31 protein-coding genes are annotated in these 24,925 nt (G+C 57.9%); 21 read left to right on the forward strand and 10 right to left on the reverse strand.

Annotated elements, in window-relative coordinates:
* The first annotated feature begins 261 nt into the window (after positions 1-261).
* The 10 genes from EL191_RS15280 to EL191_RS15325 all read left to right on the forward strand — a co-directional run bounded on the left by EL191_RS15280 (position 262) and on the right by EL191_RS15325 (position 5,794).
* A complete protein-coding gene (locus EL191_RS15280) occupies positions 262-618 on the forward strand; it encodes a hypothetical protein (RefSeq protein ID WP_126403501.1) in 357 nt (118 codons plus the stop codon).
* 108 nt (positions 619-726) lie between these two features.
* Positions 727-1,104 (forward strand): hypothetical protein, encoded by a 378-nt coding sequence (locus EL191_RS15285; protein WP_041981076.1) that lies wholly within the window; start codon positions 727-729, stop codon positions 1,102-1,104.
* Positions 1,105-1,199: 95 nt separating this feature from the next.
* A complete protein-coding gene (locus EL191_RS15290; RefSeq protein ID WP_126403502.1) occupies positions 1,200-1,481 on the forward strand; it encodes a hypothetical protein in 282 nt (93 codons plus the stop codon).
* 82 nt (positions 1,482-1,563) lie between these two features.
* Positions 1,564-1,980, forward strand: a complete 417-nt coding sequence (locus EL191_RS15295; protein WP_126403503.1) for a hypothetical protein — start codon at positions 1,564-1,566, stop codon at positions 1,978-1,980.
* A 516-nt stretch (positions 1,981-2,496) separates the two neighbouring features.
* Positions 2,497-2,853 carry a hypothetical protein gene (locus EL191_RS15300; protein WP_126403501.1) on the forward strand — a complete coding sequence of 119 codons (357 nt, stop codon included), beginning with the start codon at positions 2,497-2,499 and terminating at the stop codon, positions 2,851-2,853.
* 107 nt (positions 2,854-2,960) lie between these two features.
* The gene (locus EL191_RS15305; RefSeq protein ID WP_126403504.1) at positions 2,961-3,188 is read left to right on the forward strand and encodes a DUF4926 domain-containing protein; all 228 of its coding nucleotides are present in this window, start codon (positions 2,961-2,963) and stop codon (positions 3,186-3,188) included.
* Between the two features lie 156 nt (positions 3,189-3,344).
* Positions 3,345-3,662 (forward strand): hypothetical protein, encoded by a 318-nt coding sequence (locus EL191_RS15310; RefSeq protein WP_126403505.1) that lies wholly within the window; start codon positions 3,345-3,347, stop codon positions 3,660-3,662.
* A gap of 85 nt (positions 3,663-3,747) precedes the next feature.
* Entirely contained in the window at positions 3,748-4,026 is a 279-nt protein-coding gene (locus tag EL191_RS15315; RefSeq protein ID WP_126403506.1) for a hypothetical protein, read from the forward strand.
* 120 nt (positions 4,027-4,146) lie between these two features.
* A complete protein-coding gene (locus EL191_RS15320) occupies positions 4,147-5,127 on the forward strand; it encodes a DUF4917 family protein (RefSeq protein ID WP_080764319.1) in 981 nt (326 codons plus the stop codon).
* Positions 5,128-5,233: 106 nt separating this feature from the next.
* Positions 5,234-5,794 carry a hypothetical protein gene (locus tag EL191_RS15325; protein WP_126403507.1) on the forward strand — a complete coding sequence of 187 codons (561 nt, stop codon included), beginning with the start codon at positions 5,234-5,236 and terminating at the stop codon, positions 5,792-5,794.
* Between the two features lie 286 nt (positions 5,795-6,080).
* On the opposite strand, the gene EL191_RS15330 is transcribed toward EL191_RS15325, so the two are convergent.
* The 4 genes from EL191_RS15330 to EL191_RS15345 all read right to left on the reverse strand — a co-directional run bounded on the left by EL191_RS15330 (position 6,081) and on the right by EL191_RS15345 (position 10,096).
* Positions 6,081-7,463, reverse strand: coding sequence for an ATP-binding protein (locus EL191_RS15330; protein ID WP_017363741.1), 1,383 nt, complete (start codon positions 7,461-7,463; stop codon positions 6,081-6,083).
* Positions 7,460-8,137, reverse strand: a complete 678-nt coding sequence (locus tag EL191_RS15335) for a response regulator transcription factor (RefSeq protein WP_017363742.1) — start codon at positions 8,135-8,137, stop codon at positions 7,460-7,462. Before EL191_RS15335 ends, EL191_RS15330 begins: the two co-directional genes overlap by 4 nt.
* A 68-nt stretch (positions 8,138-8,205) precedes the next feature.
* Positions 8,206-8,811, reverse strand: a complete 606-nt coding sequence (locus EL191_RS15340; RefSeq protein ID WP_013716350.1) for an outer membrane beta-barrel protein — start codon at positions 8,809-8,811, stop codon at positions 8,206-8,208.
* Positions 8,812-8,923: 112 nt separating this feature from the next.
* The gene (locus EL191_RS15345) at positions 8,924-10,096 is read right to left on the reverse strand and encodes an MFS transporter (protein WP_041981037.1); all 1,173 of its coding nucleotides are present in this window, start codon (positions 10,094-10,096) and stop codon (positions 8,924-8,926) included.
* A gap of 240 nt (positions 10,097-10,336) precedes the next feature.
* Here EL191_RS15345 and napE point away from each other — a divergent pair, with 240 nt between their 5' ends.
* From napE to EL191_RS15370, 5 genes are read left to right on the forward strand one after another with little or no spacing between them, the layout of a single operon-like run.
* On the forward strand, positions 10,337-10,504 hold the full coding sequence (gene napE / locus EL191_RS15350; RefSeq protein WP_013716352.1) for a periplasmic nitrate reductase, NapE protein: 168 nt from the start codon (positions 10,337-10,339) through the stop codon (positions 10,502-10,504).
* Between the two features lie 29 nt (positions 10,505-10,533).
* Positions 10,534-10,794: a chaperone NapD gene (locus EL191_RS15355; RefSeq protein WP_017363744.1), complete on the forward strand. Its 261-nt coding sequence runs from the start codon at positions 10,534-10,536 to the stop codon at positions 10,792-10,794.
* Positions 10,791-13,295, forward strand: coding sequence for a nitrate reductase catalytic subunit NapA (gene napA / locus EL191_RS15360; RefSeq protein ID WP_041981038.1), 2,505 nt, complete (start codon positions 10,791-10,793; stop codon positions 13,293-13,295). The genes EL191_RS15355 and napA overlap by 4 nt, the downstream gene beginning before the upstream one ends.
* An 11-nt stretch (positions 13,296-13,306) precedes the next feature.
* On the forward strand, positions 13,307-13,792 hold the full coding sequence (locus EL191_RS15365) for a nitrate reductase cytochrome c-type subunit (RefSeq protein ID WP_017363746.1): 486 nt from the start codon (positions 13,307-13,309) through the stop codon (positions 13,790-13,792).
* Between the two features lie 9 nt (positions 13,793-13,801).
* Positions 13,802-14,398 carry a cytochrome c3 family protein gene (locus EL191_RS15370; RefSeq protein ID WP_041981039.1) on the forward strand — a complete coding sequence of 199 codons (597 nt, stop codon included), beginning with the start codon at positions 13,802-13,804 and terminating at the stop codon, positions 14,396-14,398.
* 56 nt (positions 14,399-14,454) lie between these two features.
* Here EL191_RS15370 and EL191_RS15375 read toward each other — a convergent pair whose 3' ends face one another.
* Positions 14,455-14,913, reverse strand: a complete 459-nt coding sequence (locus tag EL191_RS15375) for a TlpA disulfide reductase family protein (RefSeq protein WP_013716357.1) — start codon at positions 14,911-14,913, stop codon at positions 14,455-14,457.
* A 48-nt stretch (positions 14,914-14,961) separates the two neighbouring features.
* On the opposite strand from EL191_RS15375, the gene EL191_RS15380 reads away from it, so the two are divergent.
* On the forward strand, positions 14,962-16,368 hold the full coding sequence (locus EL191_RS15380; RefSeq protein ID WP_041981040.1) for a PilZ domain-containing protein: 1,407 nt from the start codon (positions 14,962-14,964) through the stop codon (positions 16,366-16,368).
* Between the two features lie 114 nt (positions 16,369-16,482).
* Positions 16,483-16,875 carry a hypothetical protein gene (locus tag EL191_RS15385; RefSeq protein WP_013716359.1) on the forward strand — a complete coding sequence of 131 codons (393 nt, stop codon included), beginning with the start codon at positions 16,483-16,485 and terminating at the stop codon, positions 16,873-16,875.
* Between the two features lie 438 nt (positions 16,876-17,313).
* Here EL191_RS15385 and EL191_RS15395 read toward each other — a convergent pair whose 3' ends face one another.
* On the reverse strand, positions 17,314-18,531 hold the full coding sequence (locus EL191_RS15395; RefSeq protein WP_013716361.1) for a YihY family inner membrane protein: 1,218 nt from the start codon (positions 18,529-18,531) through the stop codon (positions 17,314-17,316).
* Positions 18,532-18,667: 136 nt separating this feature from the next.
* Between EL191_RS15395 and arsC the strand changes: the two genes are divergently transcribed.
* From arsC to EL191_RS15415, 4 genes are read left to right on the forward strand one after another with little or no spacing between them, the layout of a single operon-like run.
* Positions 18,668-19,021 (forward strand): arsenate reductase (glutaredoxin), encoded by a 354-nt coding sequence (arsC, locus tag EL191_RS15400; RefSeq protein ID WP_041981067.1) that lies wholly within the window; start codon positions 18,668-18,670, stop codon positions 19,019-19,021.
* On the forward strand, positions 19,018-19,614 hold the full coding sequence (wrbA, locus tag EL191_RS15405) for an NAD(P)H:quinone oxidoreductase (protein WP_041981041.1): 597 nt from the start codon (positions 19,018-19,020) through the stop codon (positions 19,612-19,614). Before arsC ends, wrbA begins: the two co-directional genes overlap by 4 nt.
* A gap of 2 nt (positions 19,615-19,616) precedes the next feature.
* Positions 19,617-20,027: a DUF2069 domain-containing protein gene (locus tag EL191_RS15410; protein ID WP_026042238.1), complete on the forward strand. Its 411-nt coding sequence runs from the start codon at positions 19,617-19,619 to the stop codon at positions 20,025-20,027.
* A complete protein-coding gene (locus EL191_RS15415) occupies positions 20,027-20,728 on the forward strand; it encodes an alpha/beta fold hydrolase (RefSeq protein WP_017363752.1) in 702 nt (233 codons plus the stop codon). Before EL191_RS15410 ends, EL191_RS15415 begins: the two co-directional genes overlap by 1 nt.
* Here EL191_RS15415 and hda read toward each other — a convergent pair.
* The 4 genes from hda to EL191_RS15435 form a co-directional block, all read right to left on the reverse strand.
* The gene (gene hda / locus EL191_RS15420; protein WP_013716366.1) at positions 20,706-21,410 is read right to left on the reverse strand and encodes a DnaA regulatory inactivator Hda; all 705 of its coding nucleotides are present in this window, start codon (positions 21,408-21,410) and stop codon (positions 20,706-20,708) included. The two genes, EL191_RS15415 and hda, sit on opposite strands and share 23 nt — an antisense overlap.
* A gap of 180 nt (positions 21,411-21,590) precedes the next feature.
* Positions 21,591-22,532 carry a hypothetical protein gene (locus tag EL191_RS15425; RefSeq protein ID WP_017363753.1) on the reverse strand — a complete coding sequence of 314 codons (942 nt, stop codon included), beginning with the start codon at positions 22,530-22,532 and terminating at the stop codon, positions 21,591-21,593.
* Positions 22,533-22,643: 111 nt separating this feature from the next.
* The gene (locus EL191_RS15430) at positions 22,644-23,714 is read right to left on the reverse strand and encodes an AI-2E family transporter (protein WP_013716368.1); all 1,071 of its coding nucleotides are present in this window, start codon (positions 23,712-23,714) and stop codon (positions 22,644-22,646) included.
* A 71-nt stretch (positions 23,715-23,785) separates the two neighbouring features.
* A complete protein-coding gene (locus EL191_RS15435) occupies positions 23,786-24,829 on the reverse strand; it encodes a DUF2066 domain-containing protein (protein ID WP_041981042.1) in 1,044 nt (347 codons plus the stop codon).
* Positions 24,830-24,925 lie beyond the last annotated feature (96 nt).

Below are 24,925 nucleotides of genomic sequence, written 5' to 3' on the forward strand. Positions count from 1 at the left end.
ATTGCTGTCTGTGCATCTGACTTCGTGGATGGACAGAGCAGACAGTCCTGCACTAACTTCTGACCCAAGCCTGCTGGCAATGCGCTAGAGGCGATAAGCTTGCCGTTCTCCATGTCGTTTTTCCTCCTGAGTGCTGTCGCGTTTGCAGCGAGCATATTCAGGCCAGACAAGGACTTACAGGACGACAAGGAAGGTTATGCGACAGGTGTCGTGTGGAAATGCGACATGAATGTCGTCTAATTAATAGTTAGGCATATCAACATGCAGCTTGAAGAATACTGGAACTCATATTTGGCCTACGTGGCAACAAAGCCTGGAATAGGTTCACTTCCTCAAATGCATGGGATTCCTGTTGTAATAGCGGCGCTCGTAGCAGCTGGTCATCAAGAAAGCCTGCCGCCGGAACAACTTGACAGGTTTATAATTAAGTTTCGCGAAATAGATGATGTTTTACGCAGGTTAACCATTCGAGAGGTTGAGGTAGATAAAATATCAAAAATCTCCGCAGAGTTTAAGAATGGAAGCATCTACTCGAAAGAAGTAATTCCAAGAATATTTAAAAAAGAAGAAGTCGCCAAGCAATATCATGAAATAATGTTCCCCGAGAAAAACATATAACCACGAAAAAGTAGCGCTCTCCACTGCCTAACAAGTGGTTCAAATCGCTCGCTGCGCTCACTGGGACGGGCTAAAGCCCGCCCCTTAACCAAACGTTAGACCTAGATCATGAACGGACTCACCAGCGAAAATTCATCAACCATTGCCTTTGTCGTGAATTGCTACCTAAGCAACTCAATAAGCACAGATGAATTGCAGCAATGGGCTATTCGAGTCATGGAGTCAACTGAAGCATACCCAGACTACATAGCTGAGTTGCTTCGCTTTGATGCTCCTCGCTTCCATATCTACAAAACAATCGGCTTCAGCCCTGGCCGCAGCTTTACAAATCAGGAGGACGAAGCAATTTTTGGCATTGCATACCTACGTAATCGCGAGGTGTTTGACGGCCCAGCTAGAGAGCATGCTATAAACTCGCTACATATGAACCAGGCTATCCTTACAGAATTCAGAACTGCTTTTCCGTTCATCCAAGTAGCGGTGTAAGGCCTAACAAATGGTTCAAAACGTTCGCTTCGCTCACTGGGACGGGCTAAAGCCCGCCCCTTAACCAAACGTTAGGCAGCACAAGGAATACCGCAGTGAACTCCAACCTTGTAGTTATGTATTTAAATTTTGGGGCAGCCTTCGCGGCCTTCGCTGCAGCATATCTGTGGCACAAATCAGCTACAGTCAAGGTTCCGCATAAAGACGAACCTGATGCGAGTGGTATGTACCCTGCCGCCATAATTACTGACGACAATACGGACTTCATTGAGACAGCCTCTGCTCAATCAGTTTGGAGTAAGCGTGGGGCTTATGCAGCAGCAATAGCTGCAGCACTACAAGGTCTTGCACTTCTCATACAGAGTGTTGCCGCCTAACAAATGGTTCAAGTCGTTCGCTTCGCTCACTGCGGGACCGGCTAAAGCCGGCCCCTTAACCAAACGTTAGGCATCTACAAGCATGAAATCGCAGAATAGAGACTGGTATGGAATGCTTGCTTTAGCTATATGCATTCTCGTTTGGGTGCAAATTGCTAGATCATTATTCATACACACCTATAGCGAGAGCATGATGTATGAAGTATTTTTTAATTCTTTCTCGTATGCTCCAGTGCCCTATGTTACTAGTATTTTTGCCACGGTAAAAAAACGCTTGAATGGAAGAGTTAAATTTGGCGCTGCAGAAATGGCTCTGCTCGGGTCTTTATTGCCAACGGGAGTGTTTTTATCGCAAGAAGTCCCGCGGCAAATAAGCGGCAGCACTGATCTTGCAATAGCTTTTGCTTTGACTTTACTTATTCTTCCAGCAATTATTTCTGCTGCTTCTTGTTGGCTTGCTAAAAGACACCATACCTCTACTTATTCGTCAAAAGCCTAACAAATGGTTGAAATCGTTCGCTTCGCTCACTGGGACGGGCTAAAGCCCGCCCCTTAACCAAACGTTATGCATCAAGAGACCACGCATGAGACTCTGCGCATTTGCTTTGCTTTTGTTTTCACTATCCGGGTGCTCTATATGGGCACCTGGGGAAGATCCTAAAGGACGAGATATCACAGCTGATGCCAATAATCTCTTATCGGCCATTAATTCCTTCCATTCGGAGAATCAAAGGCTACCTAAATCACTCGCAGAGCTGTACCCTAAATATCTGAGCAATCCACCTAGTAACTCAGAAATACTATACCTCCCTGAAAAAGGTAGTATCTTTACAACCTACTCTCCCACTTGGCCACAGGCTGGAAAAATAGCTTGTGGTGGAGAAGCTGGGCAGCAACGCGTAACTTGTAATGGGTACTGGTGAGAACCATGCATAACAATTGGTTCAAGGCGTTCGCTTCGCTCACTCGGGACCGGCTAAAGCCGGCCCCTTAACCAAACGTTAGGCATATCAACATGCAGCTTGAAGAATACTGGAACTCATATTTGGCCTACGTGGCAACAAAGCCTGGAATAGGTTCACTTCCTCAAATGCATGGGATTCCTGTTGTAATAGCGGCGCTCGTAGCAGCTGGTCATCAAGAAAGCCTGCCGCCGGAACAACTTGACAGGTTTATAATTAAGTTTCGCGAAATAGATGATGTTTTACGCAGGTTAACCATTCGAGAGGTTGAGGTAGATAAAATATCAAAAATCTCCGCAGAGTTTAAGAATGGAAGCATCTACTCGAAAGAAGTAATTCCAAGAATATTTAAAAAAGAAGAAGTCGCCAAGCAATATCATGAAATAATGTTCCCCGAGAAAAACATATAACCACGAAAAAGTAGCGCTCTCCACTGCCTAACAAGTGGTTCAAATCGCTCGCTGCACTCACTGGGACGGGCTAAAGCCCGCCCCTTAACCAAACGTTAGGCGCCAAGATGAAGCCATACGATGTTGTTCAAGTTATTGCACTTCGTGACGAGCGCTTTTCAAAGTCGAATGCAGGTTACGAGCGCAACCCTTGTATCGGGGACATTGGAACAATTATTGATGTGTACTCAAATCCAGAGCCTGCATTTGAAGTCGAATGCTCTGATAGCAATGGGATCACAATTTGGCTTGCCGCTATGTACCCAGAAGAGCTAAAGCTTAGTGGTCAATCGTGAGTCTGCGGCGAGCCTAACTAGTGGTTCAAATCGCTCGCTCCGCTCACTGGGACGGGCTAAAGCCCGCCCCTTAACCAAACGTTATACGCCAGCTGAGAACCATGCATGTCAAAAGTAATATGTATACTAATAGCTTTATTATGGAGCAGTTTTTCTATGTCACAAAACTACACCACTGATGGCTTGATTGGCTTCATATATGAGAATGTGACTATAGATGCACCCAAAGACTGGACTGAGGTTACAGCTACATTCACCATTACATATGAGGGCGGCCTCACAAATTCTAAAAGCTCATACAGCGCAACTATAAATGACGGTGGTGAGTCGTTAAAATTTGAGCCGGCAAACGTTTTTGGGCCGCACAACGCAGCTCGGGAACTACTCAAGTTAGAAGCACAGCACGGCCGCCAGTATGAATCAGTAATAATTAAAATGAAACCAAGTGGCACTGCAGCATACGAGTTCAAGTGAGCCGTATAACAACTGGTTCAATTCGCTCGCTTCGCTCACTGGGACGGGCTAAAGCCCGCCCCTTAACCAAACGTTAGGCCTCACAATGGATCCGCGAGCCTTAGTTGTTTACTTAGAGTCACCATACAGCGAACAACGCTGCGATCAGCATCCGGCACACGAAATTGTTCTTGCGGGTTTACAAGCACCATCAGAATATTGGGTCAGTCTTGCTGTTGGCTGGCTAGAGCAAGGCGCACCAATCAACAAAGAGATAACTCAAGAGTTAAATTCAATCGCAACAAACAAGTATTTTTCGCAGCGGGTACGGCATCATTCATTTGCTCTTATTAAAAAGTGGCATAGGGATAACGGTGCAGCCTAACAACTGGTTCAAGCCACTCGCTTCGCTCGTTCGGGACCGCGTTCCGCGGCCCCTTAACCAAACGTTAGCAAGACAGTTGCCATATAGCGGCCACACCATAATTGACATGGGAACAGAGTAATGCCATTGGAAAGCTTTGAAGATAAAATAAACAGTCTCGAACCAAATGAAGCCCCATCTATTTTATTGGCCAATGGATTTTCCCAAGCATGGAATCACAATATTTTTAACTACCAAAACTTGCTTCAGCAAGCAAATTTCGGCGCTCGCGACGCCACCATAAGAGATATTTTTAATAAATTTAATACTTATGATTTTGAAAAAGTAATGCGCGCTCTTGAAGCAGCTGAATCTGTTTGCGAAAGCTACGGAGTTGACCCGGCAAAAATCAATGAAATCCAAGCCGACCAAGAGCATTTAAAAAACGCATTAATTAAAGTCATCTCAGAAACTCACCCATTGCGTTCTAGCAATGTAACAACTCAACAATATGAGCATGCAAAACCTTTCATAATTCGATTCCAAAATATTTTTACATTAAATTATGACTTATTGCTTTATTGGGTTGTAAATAAATTTGATATTAACCCGAGAGGCTATCATACGGATGACGGATTCCGTCATACCACGTGGGATAATATACAAAGCCAAAACGTGTACTTCCTACACGGAGGGCTCCATATTTATGATGATGGCACTACCATTAAAAAGCACACCTTCAGAGGCGATGCAGATATCAGCATAGTCGATCAGGTGAGAGACAATTTAAATCAAGGCAAATTTCCATTATTTGTTTCAGAGCCCACATGCGAGAAAAAGCTTTCCCGCATTGAGCATAATCCATATCTAAACGCATGCTTTAAAGCATTAAAAAAACTCACCGGACCTTTATTTATTCACGGCCATTCAATGGCTGAAAACGATCAGCACATATTCAATCAAATCAATAAGAGCGCTATCGATAAAGTATTCATTAGCATTTTTGGCGATGAGCACTCTGAACAGAATAGAGAAACCATGGCAAATGCTAGGCGCTTTATTGATGCAAGAAAAATTGATATTGATTTCTACGATGCCGCCAGCGCCCCTATTTGGTCTTAAGCACATAGTCCAAACTGGTAGAGCTTGCTAACAAATGGTTCAAACCGTTCGCTGCGCTCACTAGGACGGGCTAAAGCCCGCCCCTTAACCAAACGTTAGGCCGGCAATGTCAGAAATCCACTTTACACAAAGAGAAGCAGAAGAACAGTTCGAGTCGACAGACTCTGATGATGAACTACGTTCCTATCTTGAAGAACTTGCACCGCAGATTGGATGGATCATAATTTTCTTTAACTCTCTAGAAGATGGTGTTTCACAATGCATTCGCGAAGCGATGCTCCACGATCCATACCAAGATGAACGAATGGATGTCTTTCTCTCGGAAATGATGTTCACTGCTAAATGCCGATCTCTTATGCATTTGTATGGCCAGATGATCGAATCAGCAGAGGTCAAGTTTACGCACACTGACTTGAACGAACTTGAGAAGATGCTTCTCGAATGCTCAAAACGCAGGAATGAGTATGCGCACGCAGATTGGATTGGCTTAAAGAAAGGTGCTTACGTTAGAGTTAAGACACAATCCAAAAAGCGCGGAATAACACAGCGATACAAGAGGTTTGAACCAGAGCAAGTCGAGTCCGATATAGCTTTTATTAATCTTGCTCGCCACACACTTGATGAATTCAACGAGAGAATAACAGACCAACTTTGGGGCAGAGAGTGAGTATTACTTAACCCTTAGCCCCGATATTGCTTATGTAATATTGTGCGAGGCCTAACAACTTATATGGACTCTCCCCACAAGTAGTGAGCAAAGCCTTGCTTTTGCACCTACCGTCAGCGCGGTTGCATTCGTATGTCCGACCCATTGTGGGCGTTCACGCTCTGGCCATTCTGTAGTTCGCGCAGCGGGGGCCAAGCGTTCAATCGATCACGAGGATCATCATTGATATCGGCCTTGCTCCGCTGCAGCGACCTGAGCGCAATCAAGGAAGATGCATCAGCAAGGCTCAGTCATACAACCGCACCCTGAAACAGGCGCCGCCCAGCTCCGAGTCTTCCAGACTCAACTCGCCGTCGTAGCTCTCAATGATGTCTTCCACCACCGCCAGGCCGATGCCCTGCCCCGGATTCTGCGCATCCAGACGTTCGCCGCGCTGCAGCACCCGCTCACGCTGATGCTGCGGCACTCCTGGGCCGTCATCTTCGATGGTAAGCAGGCAGCCACCGGCCAGTGGCTGCAACCTGACGCGCACGCGATGCAGGCACAGGCGATAGGCGTTCTCCAGCAGGTTGCCGAGCAATTCCATCAGCGCACCGCGCTCCATGGTGATCTGGCTGTGCTCAGGTACTTCCAGCGTCGCCTCCACGCGTTTGTCGCGGTAGACCTTGTCCAGCGAACGGCACAAACCGTCGAGTAGTGGCCAGACCTGCTCACGGTGGCGCACCAGGCCACTACGACGCAGACTGGCACGCTGCAACTGATAGCCGACCTGCTGGCTCATGCGCTCGATCTGCGCCTGCATCAGCTGCGCCTGCTCACGATTTTCAGGCTGGACGGCAAGGGTTTCACCAATGCCCTGCAGCACGCTGAGCGGCGTTTTCAGGCTATGCGCCAGGTCCTCCAGCGAATCACGATATCGCTCGCGCTGACGTCGTTCGCTGTCAAGCAGGCGGTTGAGGGAGTTGGTCAGGCGCAGCAACTCACGTGGGTGCTCATCGCTCAGGCGCTGACGGGTACCCGCCTCCACGCCATCGAGCTCATCGCTCAAGCCGCGCAGGCTGCGAAAACCCCAGGTCAAGCCGAACCAGAGCAAGCCCAGCAACACCAATAGTGCAATGCCCAGCCACAGCCGCAACTGCCAGGCGAAGCCATTGAAAAGCCCCTGGTACTCGCGCGTCGGCTGCATGGTCACGATGCTCAGGGCCGTCTGGTCGCCACGCAGCAGGTCTACTTCGATGTCATACACGAAGTATTCCTGGCCATTCTCGTCACGAATCCGCACGAACTCGTGGCCACGACCGTCGTAGCGCGGCAGGTAACGCACCAGTTCGTCGATGGAGGAGCGTGAACGCCAGATCAGCTGGCCATCACGATCAAAGATGAACCCCAGCAGGTGCGAGTCGAGGTTGTCGAATTCTTCGTCCGGCATCTTCTCCGGCATATGCAGCTGACCGTCATGGATGCGCGCGGCGGAGATCAGCGCTGCAGCGTCCGAGGCCAGACGCTTCTCCACGGTCTGCTCCAGGGCCATGAGAAACACGCCCTGCAGCACGGGCATCAACAGCAGCATGAACAACATCGCCAGCGCCGCGCTGGCCAGCATCAGGCGCAGCCGCAGCGAGCCGAAGCGGATACGCATCTTGCGTACGAAGCGGCGCGCTCGCCTCACTTGCAGCGCTCGTTGAACATGTAGCCCTGGCCGCGCACGGTTTCTATCGATTTGCCGCCCAGCACGGCCTCAAGCTTGCGTCGCAGGCGCCCGACCAGAACTTCTATGACATTCGGGTCACGATCATCATCGCCCGGGTAGAGCTGTTCCATCAGGCGCTCCTTGGCCACCACCTGCTGATGATGCAGCATGAGGTATTCGAGGATGCGGTACTCGTAGGCTGTCAGCTGCAGGGACTGCTCATCCACCGTGGCTTGTTTACGGTGGAGGTCCAGCACCAGCGAACCGGCCTCGATGGTCGATTTGGTGAACCCCGAGGAACGCCGCAGCAGCGCATTGAGGCGCGCCTCCAGTTCCTCGAACTGGAAGGGTTTGACTACGTAATCGTCGGCGCCGCAGGAGAGGCCCTCGACCTTGTCCTGCCAGTTGCCACGCGCAGTGAGTATCAGGATCGGAAAACTCTTGTCCTGACTGCGTAGTTGACGGATCAGATCGATACCGCTCATGCCCGGTAAGCCAAGATCGACCAGGGCCAGGTCATGATTGAAGGACTCAGCTCGATACAGCGCCTCTTCGGCAGTACGCACGGCATCCACCACATGCCCGTTTTCACTGAGGCGAGTGAACAGATGGTGACGCAGCAACGCCTCATCTTCCACCACCAGCAATTTCATGGGTCGTCCCCCTTTTTCAGTTATACGAAGGCCGGGCAAATGCCCGGCCTGGTAACGCTAAGCCATCCTTAGAAGGCGAAGTTGGCGCCGAGGTACAGCAGCGAACTGCTATGCAGGTCCAGCGACCCGGCCTTGCCTGCGCCATGCGGCGCCATTTCAGTGCTGGCATTGGTACGCAGGTAACGATAGCCGGCTTCGATCGAGGTATTGCTGTTCAGTTCCTGGAGGATACCGGCCTGCAGGCCGGCAGCAAATCCGATGTCGCTGTCGCGGGAGAAGCCACGGCTTTCCTGCTCAAGCTTGACCAGGCCCCCGGTCACACCGCCGAACAGCTTGGTGTTGTTGTCACCCAACGGAACGAACATGTCGTAGCTGCCGAGCAGATTCTGCTGGCGCAGCTTGTAGCCATTGTGACTGTCGGAGACGTTTTCGTAGGTTGCGTAGTAACGGCTATCGGCAGTCTTCTGACCGGCACGGATGCCCCAGGTCCCCTCGCCATTGATCACTTTGTCCAGCTTGGGATTGCCGAGGTTGGCATTCAGTGCATTGGACTTCTGGATGTTGTTGTCGGTCTGACCCCAGGTCAGGCCGACGAAATTGTCATTGGCCTGAGCAGTGGTTGCGCCCAGGGCCAGGCAGGTAGCGAATGCAATACGGTTCAGGGTGATTTTCATCGAATCGTTCCTCTCGTTGCAGTTTTGATCAACTCGGCAACGAGTCTGCGGGAAGACTACTGAATCCCCGCTGAACCCTCCTTGAACCTGCACTGAACGAGCGACAGACAGCCTAAATACGCCGTACCAGAGCGGCTGCGGCGATGAACAACGCAGCCAGAACAGCAAGCAATGCCAGCCATCCGGCATGCTCCCAGACATAACCGCCGACATAACCCACCAGGCTGGAGCCGAGGTAATAGGCACACAGGTACAGTGCCGATGCCTGGGCCTTGGCACCCTGTGCGTGCGCGCCGACCTGCCCGCTGGCCACGGCATGAGCGGCGAAGAAACCCAGCGTGAACAATGCCAGCCCAACCACCGCAGTAATCAGCCAGGGCGTCGCGCAAAGAGCCACGCCCAGCAACATGAGGCCGATGCCACCATGCAGCACCTGGCGCGCACCAAAGCGTGGGACCAGTCGCCCGGCCCAGCCGGCACTGAAGATACCCAGCAGGTAGACGGTGAACAGCAGGCCGATCACCGTGGCGGACAGATTGAAAGGCGCACCGGCCAGGCGAAAACCCACGTAGTTAAACAGCGCAACGAAACCGCCCATCAGCAAAAACGCGAGGGCAAACAACACGCGTAGGCGCGGATTGCTCAGGTGCAAGGCGAAGTTGCGCAGCAACCCACGCAGAGAGAGCGGTTGGGCCGTGAAATGACGCGAAGGCGGCAACAGCCAGAGAAACAGCCCCATCGCCAGCAAACCCAGCCCGGCGATCCCGCCGAGCGCCCAGGACCAGCCGCCAATATCGCTGAGCAGGCCGGCCAGCAGTCGCCCCAGCAAGCCCCCCAGCGCCGTGCCGCCGATATACAGGCCCATGGCGGCAGGTAGCGCCTCGGGATCGAACTCCTCCCCGACATAGGCCATGGCCAGCGCCGGCAGACCGCTCAGCGCCAGCCCCAGCAGTGCACGCAGAATCAACAGGCTGCCCCACTCCTCCACCAGCGCGCTGGCGATTCCCAGCATCGCCGCCAGCCCCAGCGCTGCCGCCATGACCGGCTTGCGGCCCCAGCTTTCAGCCAGCGCACCGGATACCAGCAGGCACAGCGCCAGGCTCAAAGTCGTCAGCGACAGCGCCAGGCTGCTGCTGGCGGCCGATACACGAAAGTGTGCGGCCAGCAGAGGCAGCAACGGCTGCACGCAATAGAGCATGGCGAAGGTGGCGAAACCGGCGCAGAACAGCGCCAGAGTGGCGCGCCGATAACCGGCACTGCCACGACTGAGATGAGAAGCGGACATAGATTGGATGACTCACGGAGCACGTTGCGGACAAGCGACAGATCGACAAAAGAAGCCGATCCGAGCGACGCGGGTCCGCGAATGGAACGAAGAACAAATATTAGCACGCTATCGATAATTTCGAACGTGCCTCCCCAGTACCTTGAACGCTCTGCCCCTGACTTGATCCAGCTCAACTGACTTTGCCCTTACCAATGCTAAGGTCTAGCCTGAGATACGGAATGCAATGGAGCCGAGCGAATGGACAGCACGCCCGAACGCAAAGCCACGAAAGGCAAGGAAACCCGCCTGTTCGTCTTTCTCGTGGTCTGCTTATTTCCCCTCCTGTCCGTCGCGCTGGTCGGCGGCTACGGGTTCATCATCTGGTTCATGCAGATGCTGCTAGGACCGCCTGGACCACCCACCTGATCCTTTCTCACGTGACGGAGCCACGGAACATGGCCGCCCCCCTGCACATATCCAGCCTGCTGGTACACGTACGGCCCGAACTGCTCGCAGCGGTGAAGACCAACCTGCGCCAGCTAGATGGTCTCGAACTGCACCAGGAAAGTCCTCAGGGCAAGCTGGTGGTGGTGCTGGAAACCGAGCACGAGCGCCACATCCTCGCGCGCATAGAACAGATCAACGCGTTGCCTGGCGTGCTTAATGCAGCCCTGGTTTACCACGAACTCCTCGATACAGAAGGAGATACAGAATGAAGCTAACCCGCCGTGAATTTGCCAAAGCCAACGCCGCTGCCATCGCCGCAGCGGCGGCCGGCCTGCCCATCGCCAGTACCGCCAGCAACCTGATCACCGAGGCGGACATGACCCGCCTGGACTGGAACAAGGCGCCCTGCCGCTTCTGCGGCACCGGCTGCAGCGTGATGGTCGCCACCCGCGACAACCGCGTGGTGGCCACCCACGGCGACGTCAAGGCCGAGGTCAACCGCGGCCTGAACTGCGTCAAGGGTTACTTCCTGTCGAAGATCATGTACGGCGTCGACCGCCTCACTCAGCCGCTGCTGCGTATGAAGAACGGTGTGTACGACAAGCAGGGCGAATTCCAGCCAGTGAGCTGGGACCAGGCCTTCGACATCATGGCGCAGAAGATCAAGCAGGCCATCGCCGAGCATGGCCCGGAGGCTGTCGGCATGTTCGGCTCCGGCCAGTGGACGGTGTGGGAAGGCTACGCCGCCAACAAGCTGATGAAAGCCGGCTTTCGCAGCAACAACATCGACCCCAACGCCCGCCACTGCATGGCGTCGGCGGTGATGGGCTTCATGCGTACCTTCGGCATGGACGAGCCGATGGGCTGCTACGACGACATCGAGGCCACCGACGCCTTCGTGCTGTGGGGCTCGAACATGGCGGAGATGCATCCGATCCTCTGGAGCCGGGTCACCGATCGCCGACTAAGCCATCCGAACACCAAGGTCGCCGTGCTTTCCACCTTCGAGCACCGCAGCTTCGACCTGGCCGATATCCCGCTGGTGTTCAAACCGCAGACCGATCTGCTGATTCTCAACTACATCGCCAACCACATCATCGAAAGTGGCGCGGTGAACAAGGACTTCGTCGACAAGCACACCAAGTTCGCCCGCGGTGCCGACGATATCGGCTATGGCCTGCGCGCCGACGATCCGCTGGAGATGCAGGCCAAGAACGTCGCCAAGGCCAATACCTGGGAAGACATGTCCTTCGAGCAGTTCGCTGCCTTCGTAAAACCCTACACGCTGGAGCGCACCGCGAAGGAATCGGGCGTCCCGGCCGAGCGCCTCAAGGCGCTGGCTGAGCTGTACGCCGATCCGCAGCGCAAGGTGGTGTCGTTCTGGACCATGGGCTTCAACCAGCACACCCGTGGTGTCTGGGCCAACAACCTGATCTACAACATCCACCTGCTCACCGGCAAGATCAGCGAACCGGGCAACAGCCCGTTCTCGCTGACCGGCCAGCCCTCGGCCTGCGGCACCGCACGCGAAGTGGGTACCTTCTCCCACCGCCTGCCCGCCGACATGCTGGTGGCCAATCCCAAGCACCGCGAAACCGCCGAAAAAATCTGGAAACTGCCAGCCGGCACCATTCAGGAGAAGCCCGGCTTCCATGCCGTGGAGCAGAGCCGCAAGCTCAAGGATGGTGTGCTCAAGGTCTACTGGACGCAGGTCAGCAACAACATGCAGGCCGGCCCCAACATCATGCAGGAGGTCCTGCCGGGCTGGCGCAACCCGCAGGCCTTCGTCGTCGTCTCCGACGTCTACCCCACCGTCTCGGCCCAGGCCGCCGACCTGATCCTGCCCAGCGCCATGTGGGTGGAAAAGGAAGGTGCCTATGGCAACGCCGAACGCCGCACGCAGTTCTGGCATCAACTGGTGAAAGCCCCCGGCGAGGCCAGGTCCGACCTCTGGCAACTGGTGGAATTCTCCAAGCGTTTTACCACCGACGAGGTCTGGCCCGCCGAACTGCTGGCCAAGGCTCCGACCTACAGGGGCAAGACGCTCTATCAGGTGTTGTTCGCCAATGGCCAGGTCGACCAGTTCTCCAGTGAGCAGATCGAGACCGGCTACCTCAATGACGAAGCGGCGGCCTTTGGCTTCTATCTGCAGAAGGGGCTGTTCGAGGAGTACGCCCAGTTCGGCCGCGGGCACGCCCATGACCTGGCGCCGTTCGACAGCTATCACGCTGCACGTGGCCTGCGCTGGCCAGTGGTCGACGGCAAGGAGACACGCTGGCGCTACCGCGAGGGCCTCGACCCCTACGTGGAGAAAGGCAGCGGCGTACAGTTCTACGGCTACCCGGACAAACGGGCACTGATCTTCGCCCTGCCCTACGAGCCGCCAGCTGAGGCACCGGATGACGAGTTCCCGTTCTGGCTCAGCACCGGCCGCGTGCTGGAGCACTGGCATACCGGCAGCATGACCCAGCGTGTCGAAGAACTGCATGGCGCCGTGCCTGACGCGCTCGTGTACATGCACCCGGACGACGCCAAGACGCTCAAGGCGCGACGTGGTAGCGAGGTCAAGGTGATCAGCCGGCGCGGTGAAATCCGTGCCCGCATTGAAACCCGTGGGCGCAACAAGCCGCCACGCGGCCTGGTTTTCGTGCCGTTCTTCGATGCCAACAAACTGATCAACAAGGTCACTCTGGACGCCACCGATCCGATCTCCAAGCAGACCGACTACAAGAAGTGTGCGGTGAAGATCGAACTGGTCAGCCTGGCCTGAGGAGAACCGTCATGAGCCTGCGTTTTCTACCTCTGCTACTGCTTGCCGCCTTTGGCCTTGCCATCGCCGGCGAGCTAAATTACCCGCTCGACGCTCCCGCGCCGGACGGTCGCCGCCCAGGCGGCACCCTCAGCCAGACACTGCCGGCACCGGTGCTGGGCAACGAGGAAAACAAGGACGTGCGCCGCGAGCGCAACTACCCGGAACAGCCACCGACCATTCCGCATAGCATCCGCGGCTACCAAGTCGATGCCAACGGCAACAAGTGCCTGACCTGCCACAGCCGGGCCGGCAGCGCCCGCAGCCAAGCGCCGATGATCAGCATCACCCATTACATGGACCGCGACGGCCAGCCGCTCGCTGCCGTGTCGCCGCGGCGCTACTTCTGCACCCAGTGCCATGTCACCCAGCAGGAGGTCAAACCTCTGGTCGGCAACAGCTTCCGCAATATCGACCACCTGCTCGAAGACGAAGCAGCCGGCGCGGCGAAACCCTGAGGAGGCCACATGAAGTCACTATTGGCCCTGCTGAAGGAATACTGGGGCATCCTGCGTCGTCCGAGCGTGCATTACAGCCTGGGCTTTCTCAGCCTCGGCGGCTTCATCGCCGGGATCATCTTCTGGGGCGGCTTCAACACCGCGCTGGAAGCCACCAACACCGAGCAGTTCTGCATTTCCTGCCACGAGATGCGCGACAACGTCTACGTCGAGCTGCAGGACACCATTCACTACAGCAACCGCTCCGGCGTGCGCGCCACCTGCCCCGACTGTCACGTGCCACACCAGTGGACCGACAAGATCGCGCGCAAGATGCAGGCCTCCAAGGAGGTCTGGGGCAAGATCTTCGGCACCATCAACACCCGCGACAAATTCCTCGCCCACCGCCGTGAGCTGGCCGAGCACGAATGGGCGCGGCTCAAGGCCAACGACTCGCTGGAGTGCCGTAACTGCCACAACTTCGATTACATGGATTTCACCAAGCAGAGCCCACGCGCCCGGCAGATGCACTCCAGCGCGCTGGCCAACGGTGAAGCCACCTGTATCGACTGCCACAAGGGCATCGCCCACCATCTGCCAGACATGAGCGGCGTGCCAGGCTGGTAATGCGAGATGTGCGCTGCGCAACGCTAACTCAGGGCTCACGACGCCAAGGCGCGGCTCTATTCGTTGCGCAAGCGCTCGAGATGCGCCAGTACGCCAGCTGACGTCTGCTCGCCCACCAGGCGTTCACGCAGTTTGCCGTCGGCATCGACGATGTAGGTCACCGGCAGCACGTCGTTGCGCGGCAGTGCAAAACGCGCTGCCGGGTCCTGCGCCAGCACGGTGAAACGGATATCGAAGCTGTCGGCCGCGCGCTTGAGGTCATCGCCCTGCAACGCGTCGAAATTGACACCGATCACCCGTGCCGACTGATTTTTCAGCTCATCTTCCAGCGCATTGAGCTCGGGGATTTCCGTGCGGCAGGGTGCACACCATTCGGCCCAATAATTGATAACTAGCCACTGGCCATCGAGGCTGTCAGCCGTTACCTTTCGTCCATGCTGATCAGGGCCGAAATCCTCGGCACAAGCCACCAGCAGCAGACCGGCGCAGATTCCCAAAACAGCCTTGCCGACCATCCGGAGCCGTAAGCCCATGTACTCGATCCTCGTCCACTCGGGGTTGATATGACGCTCAATGCACTGCGTCTGGAAGTACCGGATATCCGCGAGGACAACAGCGTATCGCCAGCGGAGATCGCCCAGCGACTCGCGGCCGCCCGTCACCAGGACTCGGAACATGGCCTGCAAGAGGTGCTGGGGCTGCTGTTCACGCTCAATCGCAGCGCTCTGACCTTACTGGAAAGGCAGCGTGCGCTGCAAAGCTTCAGTGACGAGTATCGCCATTACGCCAGCCTCGCCAGTCGCCAGCATCCACCCAGCACGCTGTTCGTGCGTCTGTGCGGTGAACTGGCGATCGGCTTCAAACGCCTGCTGCTGCAGATTCTGCAAGGCCGTCAGCCATCGCTGCCGCACCTGGCCTGGTGCCTGTACATGGCCCAGCATTTCCTCGCCCAACAGTTGCTGCGCCACTACCAGCTCTATCAGGAGCCACCGGCAGCACTCTGGCGTGACAGCCATTTGCTGTACTGGATCGGCGAACATCAGCAGTGCCTGGACGAACCGGTCGCTGCGGCCTTCGAACCGAAGCCGGCCAGCGACCTGCGTGGGTTGTACCAGCAGATGCTGCTATTGGCCCTGAGCAACCCCTTTCACCTCGATGAAGGCGAATGCCTGACGTTGTTCAGCGCGCTCGCACCGCTGGCCTCGCTGGCCAGGCTGCAATCCTGGGATGAGGAAGACGAGGCCGAGGGTCCGCTTGTCGACCTCAGTCAGTCCCAGGCCTGCCTGGGATTCGAACAGCCGGTGGAAGGCGAGGCAGCCAACCTGCGCCGCTTTGAGCTGGGCGCACTGCTGATCGCACTGCACGAACCGGCGCCGCTGCAAAGCGCTCAGGAGCGCCAGCTTCTCGAACGCGTACGCCAGCACTGGTTGGGGCGCCAGCAGCGTCGTCACGAACGCGCCGAACTGGACGGCCAATGCAGCCTGGTGATCGGCCTGCCGGCCATTCACGCGCAACTGCTGGACAAGCTGCCACAACGCACCGAAGCACAGTTGCTCGATGCCAGCCCCGGAGGGGCGCGCCTGCTGTGCAACGCCAATGAAGGTGCACAGCTGCAGGTCGGGCAGCTGGTTCTGCTGCTTACCAGCGGTACGCCGACCCTGGCTCTGGTTCGTTGGCGTCATCAGGGCAGCAAGGGCCTGCACCTTGGCCTGCGCTACCTGAAGGGGCTGCCGCGACCGGTTTGGCTGCGCCGTGCGCCCAACGCCCAGACCCATCCCGGCGTATTGCAGAGTACGCCTGCACCGGGCAACGGCTGGTACCACGGTCTGTGGCTGCCCAATGGCCAGTTCAGCGTCGACGAGCATCTGTGGTTGCAACTGGCCAACGTACACAACCAGGCAATCGTGCCGCTCCCCGAGAGCAACCTGCAGACATCGGCGGTCACTCGCCATCCATTGCGCCTGGCCTGATACGCGAAACTGCGACCCCAGTCACGCGCTCTGTCCGCCGAGTGCACAGTTTCGCCAACAGGTGGCTGCTTATAATTCCTCGCACTCAAGTCTCACCCTGCCTGGAATTTCACCATGTCCCACGTGCAAGACAAGCTGATTGGCTCCGTGCCCTCGCGCATCGTCGACGTCGCTCGCCTGCTGGTCACGCCCTACGAGGGTCGCGTGGCCGAATACAACATTGCCACCTGGCTGCACTTACCCGGGTTGGCCAACCTGCCGGTATCACTGCTGGTGAGCTATCGCGACGGCGACAAACGCCGCGAGGTCAATGTCGATCATGGTAAGGTCAACGCTCACGGCAAGATTCTGCTCTCGGGCATCGCCCGCATGCCGGTGCGGCAGAAGATCGAAGACATGCAGGTACGCCTGCGCTCGGCGGTGCCAGCGCAAAGTCTGGTCGTCGAAGAGTTCTTCGTTCAGGCCGTGGAGCTGGCCATTAGCGAGAGCCGCCAGGCCATGGCCTGAAACAGCATGGAAAAGCAAAACCCCGCGCATCGTCGCGGGGTTTTGCTTTCAAGCGGAAGAAGCTTCCGGGCTGCACGGAGGCAATGAATTCGAATCGGCGGCTTCAGGCTGCGGTTCTTCGCTGATCGCGTGCTCGAGCAACGACTCCGGCCAGCGAGCAAAGCGCAGCCCGGTGATACGGTTGAGCCGCGTCAGCGCTTCCTCGGGATCGCGTCGATGAAGTTGAACTACCTTATTTTGGCCTGTCATTATTGCATGCATCCTTAGCGATCCCTGCCTTGTCGGCAGTTCGATAGCAATTGCTCCTGCAATAGCCAGAAGCGTGCCAGCTTCCCGACACTGAATTTATTGACGCTCAGCTCGCTGCCTGGGGCACAGCGCAACAGGACAAGGCCGTTTACTGACGTTTTTTGTCACGTGGTATACCTGCCAACATTGTCAGCTCTTTCCCGGCAACCAATCCGCCAGACTGGCGCCAAATTGCTTCTCTCGCTCCTCCTGCAAACGCTCCAGTCCGTCGCGCAGCGCGGGATACCAGGGCTCATCAAGCTGTGCTGGGAGTTGTGACAGGCTCGGCAACGGCCAGGGGCTGCACTCGAGCAGCTTGTAGACGGGGAAGGTGTGCAAATCCCGGCACAACACCCAGCCACCTCCGCTGGCCTTGCATGCAAGGTGCTCGCGCTCGAGGAAATCCATCACCTGGCCCCATTCATCTTCAGGCAAACGCCAGCCTGCGCGCTGCATATCGCCGTAGTGCAGGGCTTCGCCCTTTTGCTGGCGTTTCAACAAAAGACGCAGCACCACCAGCAGCGTCAATCCTCTGGGAATGGGCTCTCGCCGCCAGTACCTGGGCTGCGAAAGGCCGTACACCAGCTCGGCACCCAGCAGCACGATCAACCAAGACAGGTAGATCCACACCAGGAACAGCGGCACCGTGGCGAACGCCCCATAGATCAGGTGATAGCCGGGAAACAGGCGAACGTAGAGGCCGAACAGTGCCTTGGCGATCTCGAACAGGATGGCACTGAACAGGCCACCCAGCAGCGCGTGACGCAGCGGTACGCGGGTATTGGGAACTGCCGCATACAGCAGCGTGAAGGCAGCGATACTCGACAACAGCGGCGCGAAGCTCAGCAGCGTCTTGGCGCCGACCACGGCATCCGGCCCGGAAATCAGCGACAGAGAGGCGATATAAGTGCTGACCGCGAACCCAGCGCCGAGCAGCAGAGGCCCAAGGCTGAGAATCGCCCAGTAGAGCAGGAAACTGGACATGCCACGGCGCGGCTGGCGCACCCGCCAGATCACGTTGAAGGTTTTCTCGATGGTCACCAGCATGAGGAAGGCAGTAACGGCCAGCAGGCCCACACCGAACCAGGTCAGTTGCCGCGCCTGCGTGGTGAACTCGCGCAGGTATTCCTGCACCGTCTCGCCGGTGGACGGTACGAAGTTGTGGAAGATGAAGCCCTGGATCTCCTCGCCGACGCCCTGGAAAGCCGGAATCGCCGAAAGCATGGCGAAGGTCACGGTCATCATCGGCACCACGGCGAACAGCGTCGTGTAGGTCAACGCCGCGGCGTTGCCCGCGCCACGGTTCTCCACGAAGCGCTGGTAAAGGCTCAGCCAGAATCCCAGCCAATCCTTGAGACGAACCTGCATGACCTCTCCTTAGTCTCCAAACCTAAACAGACAGTACGCCGCGTGAAAAGGTCGCACGAAGCAACCTATCGGTTCGCGTGCATCCGCGCATCAGGCGGTTAGAATAGCCGCCACTTCAAGCCGGATGCGAGCCACCATGACCGACCTGACCCTCTACCACAACCCGCGCTGCTCCAAATCCCGCGGAGCTCTGGAACTGCTCGAAGCCCGCGGCCTGCAACCGAACGTAGTGCGCTATCTGGAAACGCCACCCAGCGCCAGCGAACTCGAGAGCCTGCTGGGCAAGCTGGGCATCCCCGCCCGCGACCTGCTGCGCAGCGGTGAGGACGAGTACAAGACACTGGGCCTGAGCGATACCAGCCTGAGCGAAGCGCAACTGATCGACGCCATGGTCAAGCATCCCAAACTGATCGAGCGCCCGATCCTGATCGCTGGCGACAAGGCCGTCATCGGCCGTCCACCGGAGAAGGTCCTGGAGCTGCTGGCATGAATACGCCCTATATCCTGGTGCTCTACTACAGCCGCCATGGCGCCACCGCGCAGATGGCCAGACAGATTGCCCGCGGCGTCGAGATGGCGGGCCTCGAGGCACGCCTGCGCACGGTACCGGCAGTATCCAGCGAATGCGAGGCCGTAGCACCTAGCGTGCCCGAAGACGGCGCCATGTACGCCACCCTGGACGATCTGAAGAACTGCTCGGGCCTGGCACTGGGCAGCCCAACCCGCTTCGGCAACATGGCCGCGCCGCTCAAGTACTTCCTAGACGGCACCAGCAACCTGTGGCTCACCGGCGAGTTGGTTGGCAAGCCGGCTGGCGTGTTCACCTCCACCGCCAGCCTGCATGGCGGTCAGGAAACCACCCTGCTATCGATGATGCTGCCACTGCTGCACCACGGCATGCTGCTCTGTGGCCTGCCCTACAGTGAATCGGCGCTGCTCGAAACTCGCGGCGGCGGCACGCCCTATGGCCCCAGCCACCATGCTGGCGGCGACGGCAAGCGCGCGCTGGACGAACATGAAGTCGCCCTGTGCCGCGCACTGGGCCAACGCCTGGCGCAGATCGCCGGCAAACTGGAGCATTGATCGTGGCCCGAGCCAAGAAACCCCTGCCAAGCCTCGAATGGCTGGAGCCACGGGTAAAACTCAGCCGAGCGCTGAGCCTGTTCAGCTTCGTCGCCCTGCTGACGCTGCTGCTGGTATGGAACCTGGCCTTCGCCGACCTGCACGGTGCCCGCGTCGGTGTGGTACTGGCCATCCAGCTGCTGCCGTTGGCCCTGCTGGCCCCTGGCATCGCCATGGGCAATGCCCGTGCTCACGCCTGGGCCTGCTTCGTGGTCAACATCTACTTCATTCAGGGCGTACTCGCCGCGATTGATCCAGCGCGCGCGCTGTTCGGTGCCCTGGAGGCGGTCATCAGCTTCGGCCTGTTCTGCTGCGCCCTGCTCTATACCCGCTGGCGCTTTCAGTACGACCGCAAGAAGGCCGGGGAAGCTTGATGCGCCTGGTGCTGCTGCCTGGCCTCAATGGCAGCAGCGCTCTCTTCGCCCCCCTGCTCGCCGAGCTTGGGGATATCGAATGCCAGCCCCTCGACCTACCGAAGCATGGGCCGCAGGATTATGACGCCCTGGCGCAAAAGATGGCCGAGCGACTGGGCAATGCGCCCTTCGTGCTGCTGGGTGAGTCCTTTTCCGGCCCCATTGCTTATCGGCTCGCCATGCGCAAGCCACCTGGACTGCAGGGCGTGGTCTTCGCCGCCTCGTTCTTGACAGCCCCTAGTGCCGCCCTGCCCCTGCTGAAGTGCCTGCCCATATCCTTGCGACTCGCTACCCAGCCGTGGCTGCTACGCGCAATGTGCCTTGGCCAGAACGCGAGCGATCAGATCATGCGCCTGATACAGGAAGAAATCCGTGGCCTGGACAAGGCACTGATACACGCTCGCCTGCATGCGCTGGCGACGCTGCGAGCACCGCAACAGCGGCTCGAACTGCCCGCGCTGCATCTATGGCCGCAGCAGGATCGCCTGGTTGCACACAAGGTAGCCAGGCAACTGGCGCATGCGTGCAGCGATATTCGTCAATTATGTCTGGAAGGACCGCACTTCATTCTGCAGACGCAACCACGGCGTTGCGCTCAGGCGATTCGCGGCTTCATGCAAGAATTGGAAAACCGGCGCGTCACCAGCCCAGCGTTTCCTTGAGAAAGGGAATGGTCAGCTTGCGCTGCGCCTGCAGCGACGCCTGATCGAGACGCTCCAGCAAGTCGAACAGCGCGCTCATGCTGCGCTCGCCGCGGGTGAGAATGAAACGACCCACTTCGTCGCCCATCTGCAACCCTCGACGCGAGGCGCGCAGCTGCAGGGCGCGCAGCTTGTCCTCGTCGGACAGCTCGTGCAGTTGGAAAACCAGCGCCAGGGTCAGCCGCGACTTCAGGTCTGGCAATTGAATCGGCAATTCGCGCGGTGACATGGTGCCGGCCAGCAGCAAGCGCCGACCGCTGTCGCGCAAGCGGTTGAACAGGTGAAACAGGCCCTCTTCCCAGTCACTGCGCCCCGCCACAGCGTCGAGGTCGTCAAGGCAGACCAGTTCGCACAGCTCGAGGTTGTCGAGCAGCTCCGGGCCATGCTGCACCACCTCACCGAGCGGCAGATAGACCACTGCTTCGCCACGCTGCTCGAAACGCAGGCAAGCCGCCTGCAGCAGATGACTGCGCCCGACACCTTCGGCACCCCACAGATAGATCAGGCTTTCCGTCCAGCCTGCATCGGCTTCGCACAGACGCTCGACATAGCCTAGCGCCGCGGCATTGGCGCCGGGGTAGTAGTTGGCGAAGGTGGCGTCATCGCGCAGACGCACCCCCAGAGGCAGCTGGATAGGTTTCATGCAGTGCTCGGCGGCTCATCGGAACCGCAGTGGGACTCTCCGTAAAGGCGAGGCAGTTTATATCCTTCCCCGCGGGGTGTCACTGACGCACTATCCTTGGTAATTCAATGCGTTATCGCCACTTCAGATAATGAAGCGGGCACCCGGGGTGCTGCTCCATCGATCCGGGTCCATTAACGTTCAGCGGATGGCCGTGTCTACCGCAAAAACCTCCGGTGAACGATAACGGCGGATCACCTCGGGCAAGGTCTCCCCGCTGCCGGCCTTGCGGATCAGCCAGTAGTTGATCGCCGCCATGTCGGTAAGGAACTCCTTGCAACGCTTGCGTGCCTCGGCGATCGCCTCGTAGGAAAGCCACAGAACCTGCGTCTCCATGCGCGCAGGGTTGTGGTAGAAGCTACGGATCACATTGACATGAACGCTCTGGAGCAACTCTTCATTACCGGCGAAGCTGCCCTGCTCGATACGGGTCCAATACAAATCCTCTGAACCATCAGGGATGAAGCTGTCTACCCAACGGCGATAATCCGGATCGATGATGATCGACGTCACCATCTTGTGCAGCTGTTCCTGATCCGCATCCTCGAACGGATTGGACTTGCAGAAGGCGGCAAGTGCGCGAACCTCCTTCAACAACGATTCGAAGCCGCCACCTATGCGGTTGTAACCTTCCATCAGCTCATTCAGGCTACTGCGAAACTCGGTGATCTGCGCACTGCCGCCCTCAATGCTGTCGAGCAAGGGGTAGATCTGATAGTTGTAGGCACAGATGGAATTGATGAAATCCCCCATGGCCCTCTTGGTGCTCGACATGGACTCGAGCAACTCGGCGGAACGTTCGGGATTGAGCCTGAGACTCTTCTCCAGTCGCTCCAGCCCCGCGCCAACCGAGTTCTGCAGGGGGGCGGCGCGCTCGACGATCTCCTTCACGTAAATGCCCGACAACTCGCCCAGCGCAGACTGAAACTCATCGACGGTCACCGCACGAACGGATTCGTCCAATTGACGGCGCTTGGTCTCTCGGGCTTTCAGCCGCTGGTTCACCATGAAGGTGATCGCCGAAGCCAAAATCGCCAGGCTCGTGGCCACATCCACTCCAAGCTGGACAGTCGAAAACTCCATGTTTGCTCCCTAGCAATTCAGTTTTCACAAAGGCAGCTACCTTTTCAAAGCAGCCGTACACACCGATTCAAAGCTTGCACAGCATGATTTCGCCAACCGTTTGTAGCGAAATCAATCGACAGGCGGCGAACCGCCGTACAGCCCCGAAAGCCTGTACAGATCATGCGCATGGCGCAGCAACACCATGATCACCGCAGCAACCGGCAAGGCCAGCAGCACACCGGTAAAGCCAAACAGCTGGCCGCCCGCAAGGATGGCGAAGATCACCGCGACCGGATGCAGACCGATACGGTCGCCCACCAGCATGGGCGTGAGGACCATACCTTCGAGCAACTGACCGATCATGAAAACCACGGCAATGCCGATCAGTGGATAGGGCTCCAGGCCGAACTGGAACAGCGCTGCACTCAGCGCTGCACCGATACCGACGATGAAGCCCATATAAGGCACGATACTCGCCAGGCCGGCCAGCACACCGATCAACAGGCCGAGCTCCAGCCCGACCAGCATCAGACCGACTGAATAGATCACGCTCAAGGCCAGCATCACCAGCAACTGGCCGCGCAGGAAAGCGCCAAGCACCTCATGGCATTCGCCCGCCAGCTTGACAACCAGCCCCTCGCGTTGCCGCGGCAGCAACCCTCGCACACGCTCGACCAGTACGTCCCAATCACGCATCAGGTAGAAGCTCACCACCGGGATCAACAACAAATTGCCCAGCCAGGCCAGTAGTGCCAGCCCCGAGGACGTGGCCTGAGCCAGCACCACCTTGAGCACGTCGGTGGTCTTGCCGATGTTGTCGGCGAATACCTGCTTGAGCTGATCGAGCTGCAGCACATCATCCTGCAACCCGAGGTGCGATTGCGACCAGGGCAAGGCGGTGCCTTGCAGCCAGTCGAGCATCTCCGGGGCCAGTTGATACAGACGCACCAATTGCCGCCCCAGCATGGGCACCAGCACCAGCAGGAGAATCAGCAACAGCAATGCGAACAGGGCGAACACCACGACCACGCCGCCGGTACGCGACAGGCGATGCCGTTCGAGGCGGTCGACCAGAGGATCGCCCAGATAGGCCAGCAGGATGCCCACCAGGAAGGGGGAAAGAATCGGGTGCAGCAGATACAGGAGCCAGCCAAGCAGAAACAGCCCAGCCATCCATAGCCAGCGGGTGGAATCGGTCATGCTCGCGTCCTCGATGCGAAACGGCGCCCGCAAGGCGCCGTGAAACAGGGCTGTTTTTTGTGGCGAAAATTCTACCAGCGAAAGCGCAGCTGATCGGTGCGCGGCTTCACCTGAGGCGCCTCATCTGCGGGACTCTCCTGCGGGCTCTGCACCGGCTCGGCGGCATCGAGCGGCTCGCTGACTTCCTGCAGCTGGGCCAATGCCAGCTGCGCGCGCAGTTGCTCCGGGCTGGCGCTGACCTGATAAACCAGGCGCTGCCCGTCGATTTCCTGCAAACGCGCGGCGAACGGCTCGAGGAGGCGCTCCAGTGCCGCGAAACGGCCCAGATCAGCGCCTTCGATCACCAGTGTCAGGCTTTGCGCCGCACCGGGCTTGACGACAAAACGCGGGGCCAGACGCTCGGCTACCGCCAGCATCACCGCATCGGCCAACGTAGCCTGATCAGCGGCCTCAGCCTTGCCCTGCTCACGTTCGTCTCCCAGCCACAGGCGCCAGGTAGCCTGCCAGTTGCCGCCGTTTTCAGTTGCCCGCACCGCCAACAGCGCGTCGGCGCCATAACGTTCGGACGCTTCGCGCAGCGCTTTTGGGTCATTGGCCAACAAGCTATCGGCACTGCCCAGCGCCTGCTCGCTAAGGTCCGCCAGCGGCAAACGCAGTGGTAGACCACGATGTTGCGCGGCATCGCGCAGCAACGCCGATGCGCTCTGGCTCTCGCCAACCAGCTGGCTGCCCTCCGGCGCCTCGTTGAGCCACCAGGCCAGGATCGCCGGACGATTGGCGCCCCACAAGGCTAGACCGGCCTGGCGCAGCTGACGCTCGGTACTGCCCGGATCGAACTCGACCAGCAGCGCATCGCCCTCGTAAACGTATTGGCTGACGATTTGCTGCGGGTCCTTGCGCAACCCTTCCAGGCCGGGGTTCTGCAACGCCTTGGCATCGCCCGTCAGGCGCAGCACCAGGGTCTGCAGCGCTTTTTGCATCGCCGCGTCACGGCTTTCCGGTTGCTGATCCGCTACAGGTTCACGCACCTGATACAAACCGGCAACCGGCGCGGCCAATGCCGGCAGGCTCAGGAGCGACAGACAGAAGAACATCAGGCGGACAGACAAACGCATGGGGCGGGCTCTCGCGAAGGGATGGCGGCGTGCGCAAAGGCCTATACCTTAAACAGCCGCCTCTGCCCCGGCAACAAGAGCCAGTGCCTGCGACGA

The organism is Pseudomonas mendocina (genome assembly GCF_900636545.1).
Taxonomy (GTDB): Bacteria; Pseudomonadota; Gammaproteobacteria; order Pseudomonadales; family Pseudomonadaceae; genus Aquipseudomonas; species Aquipseudomonas mendocina.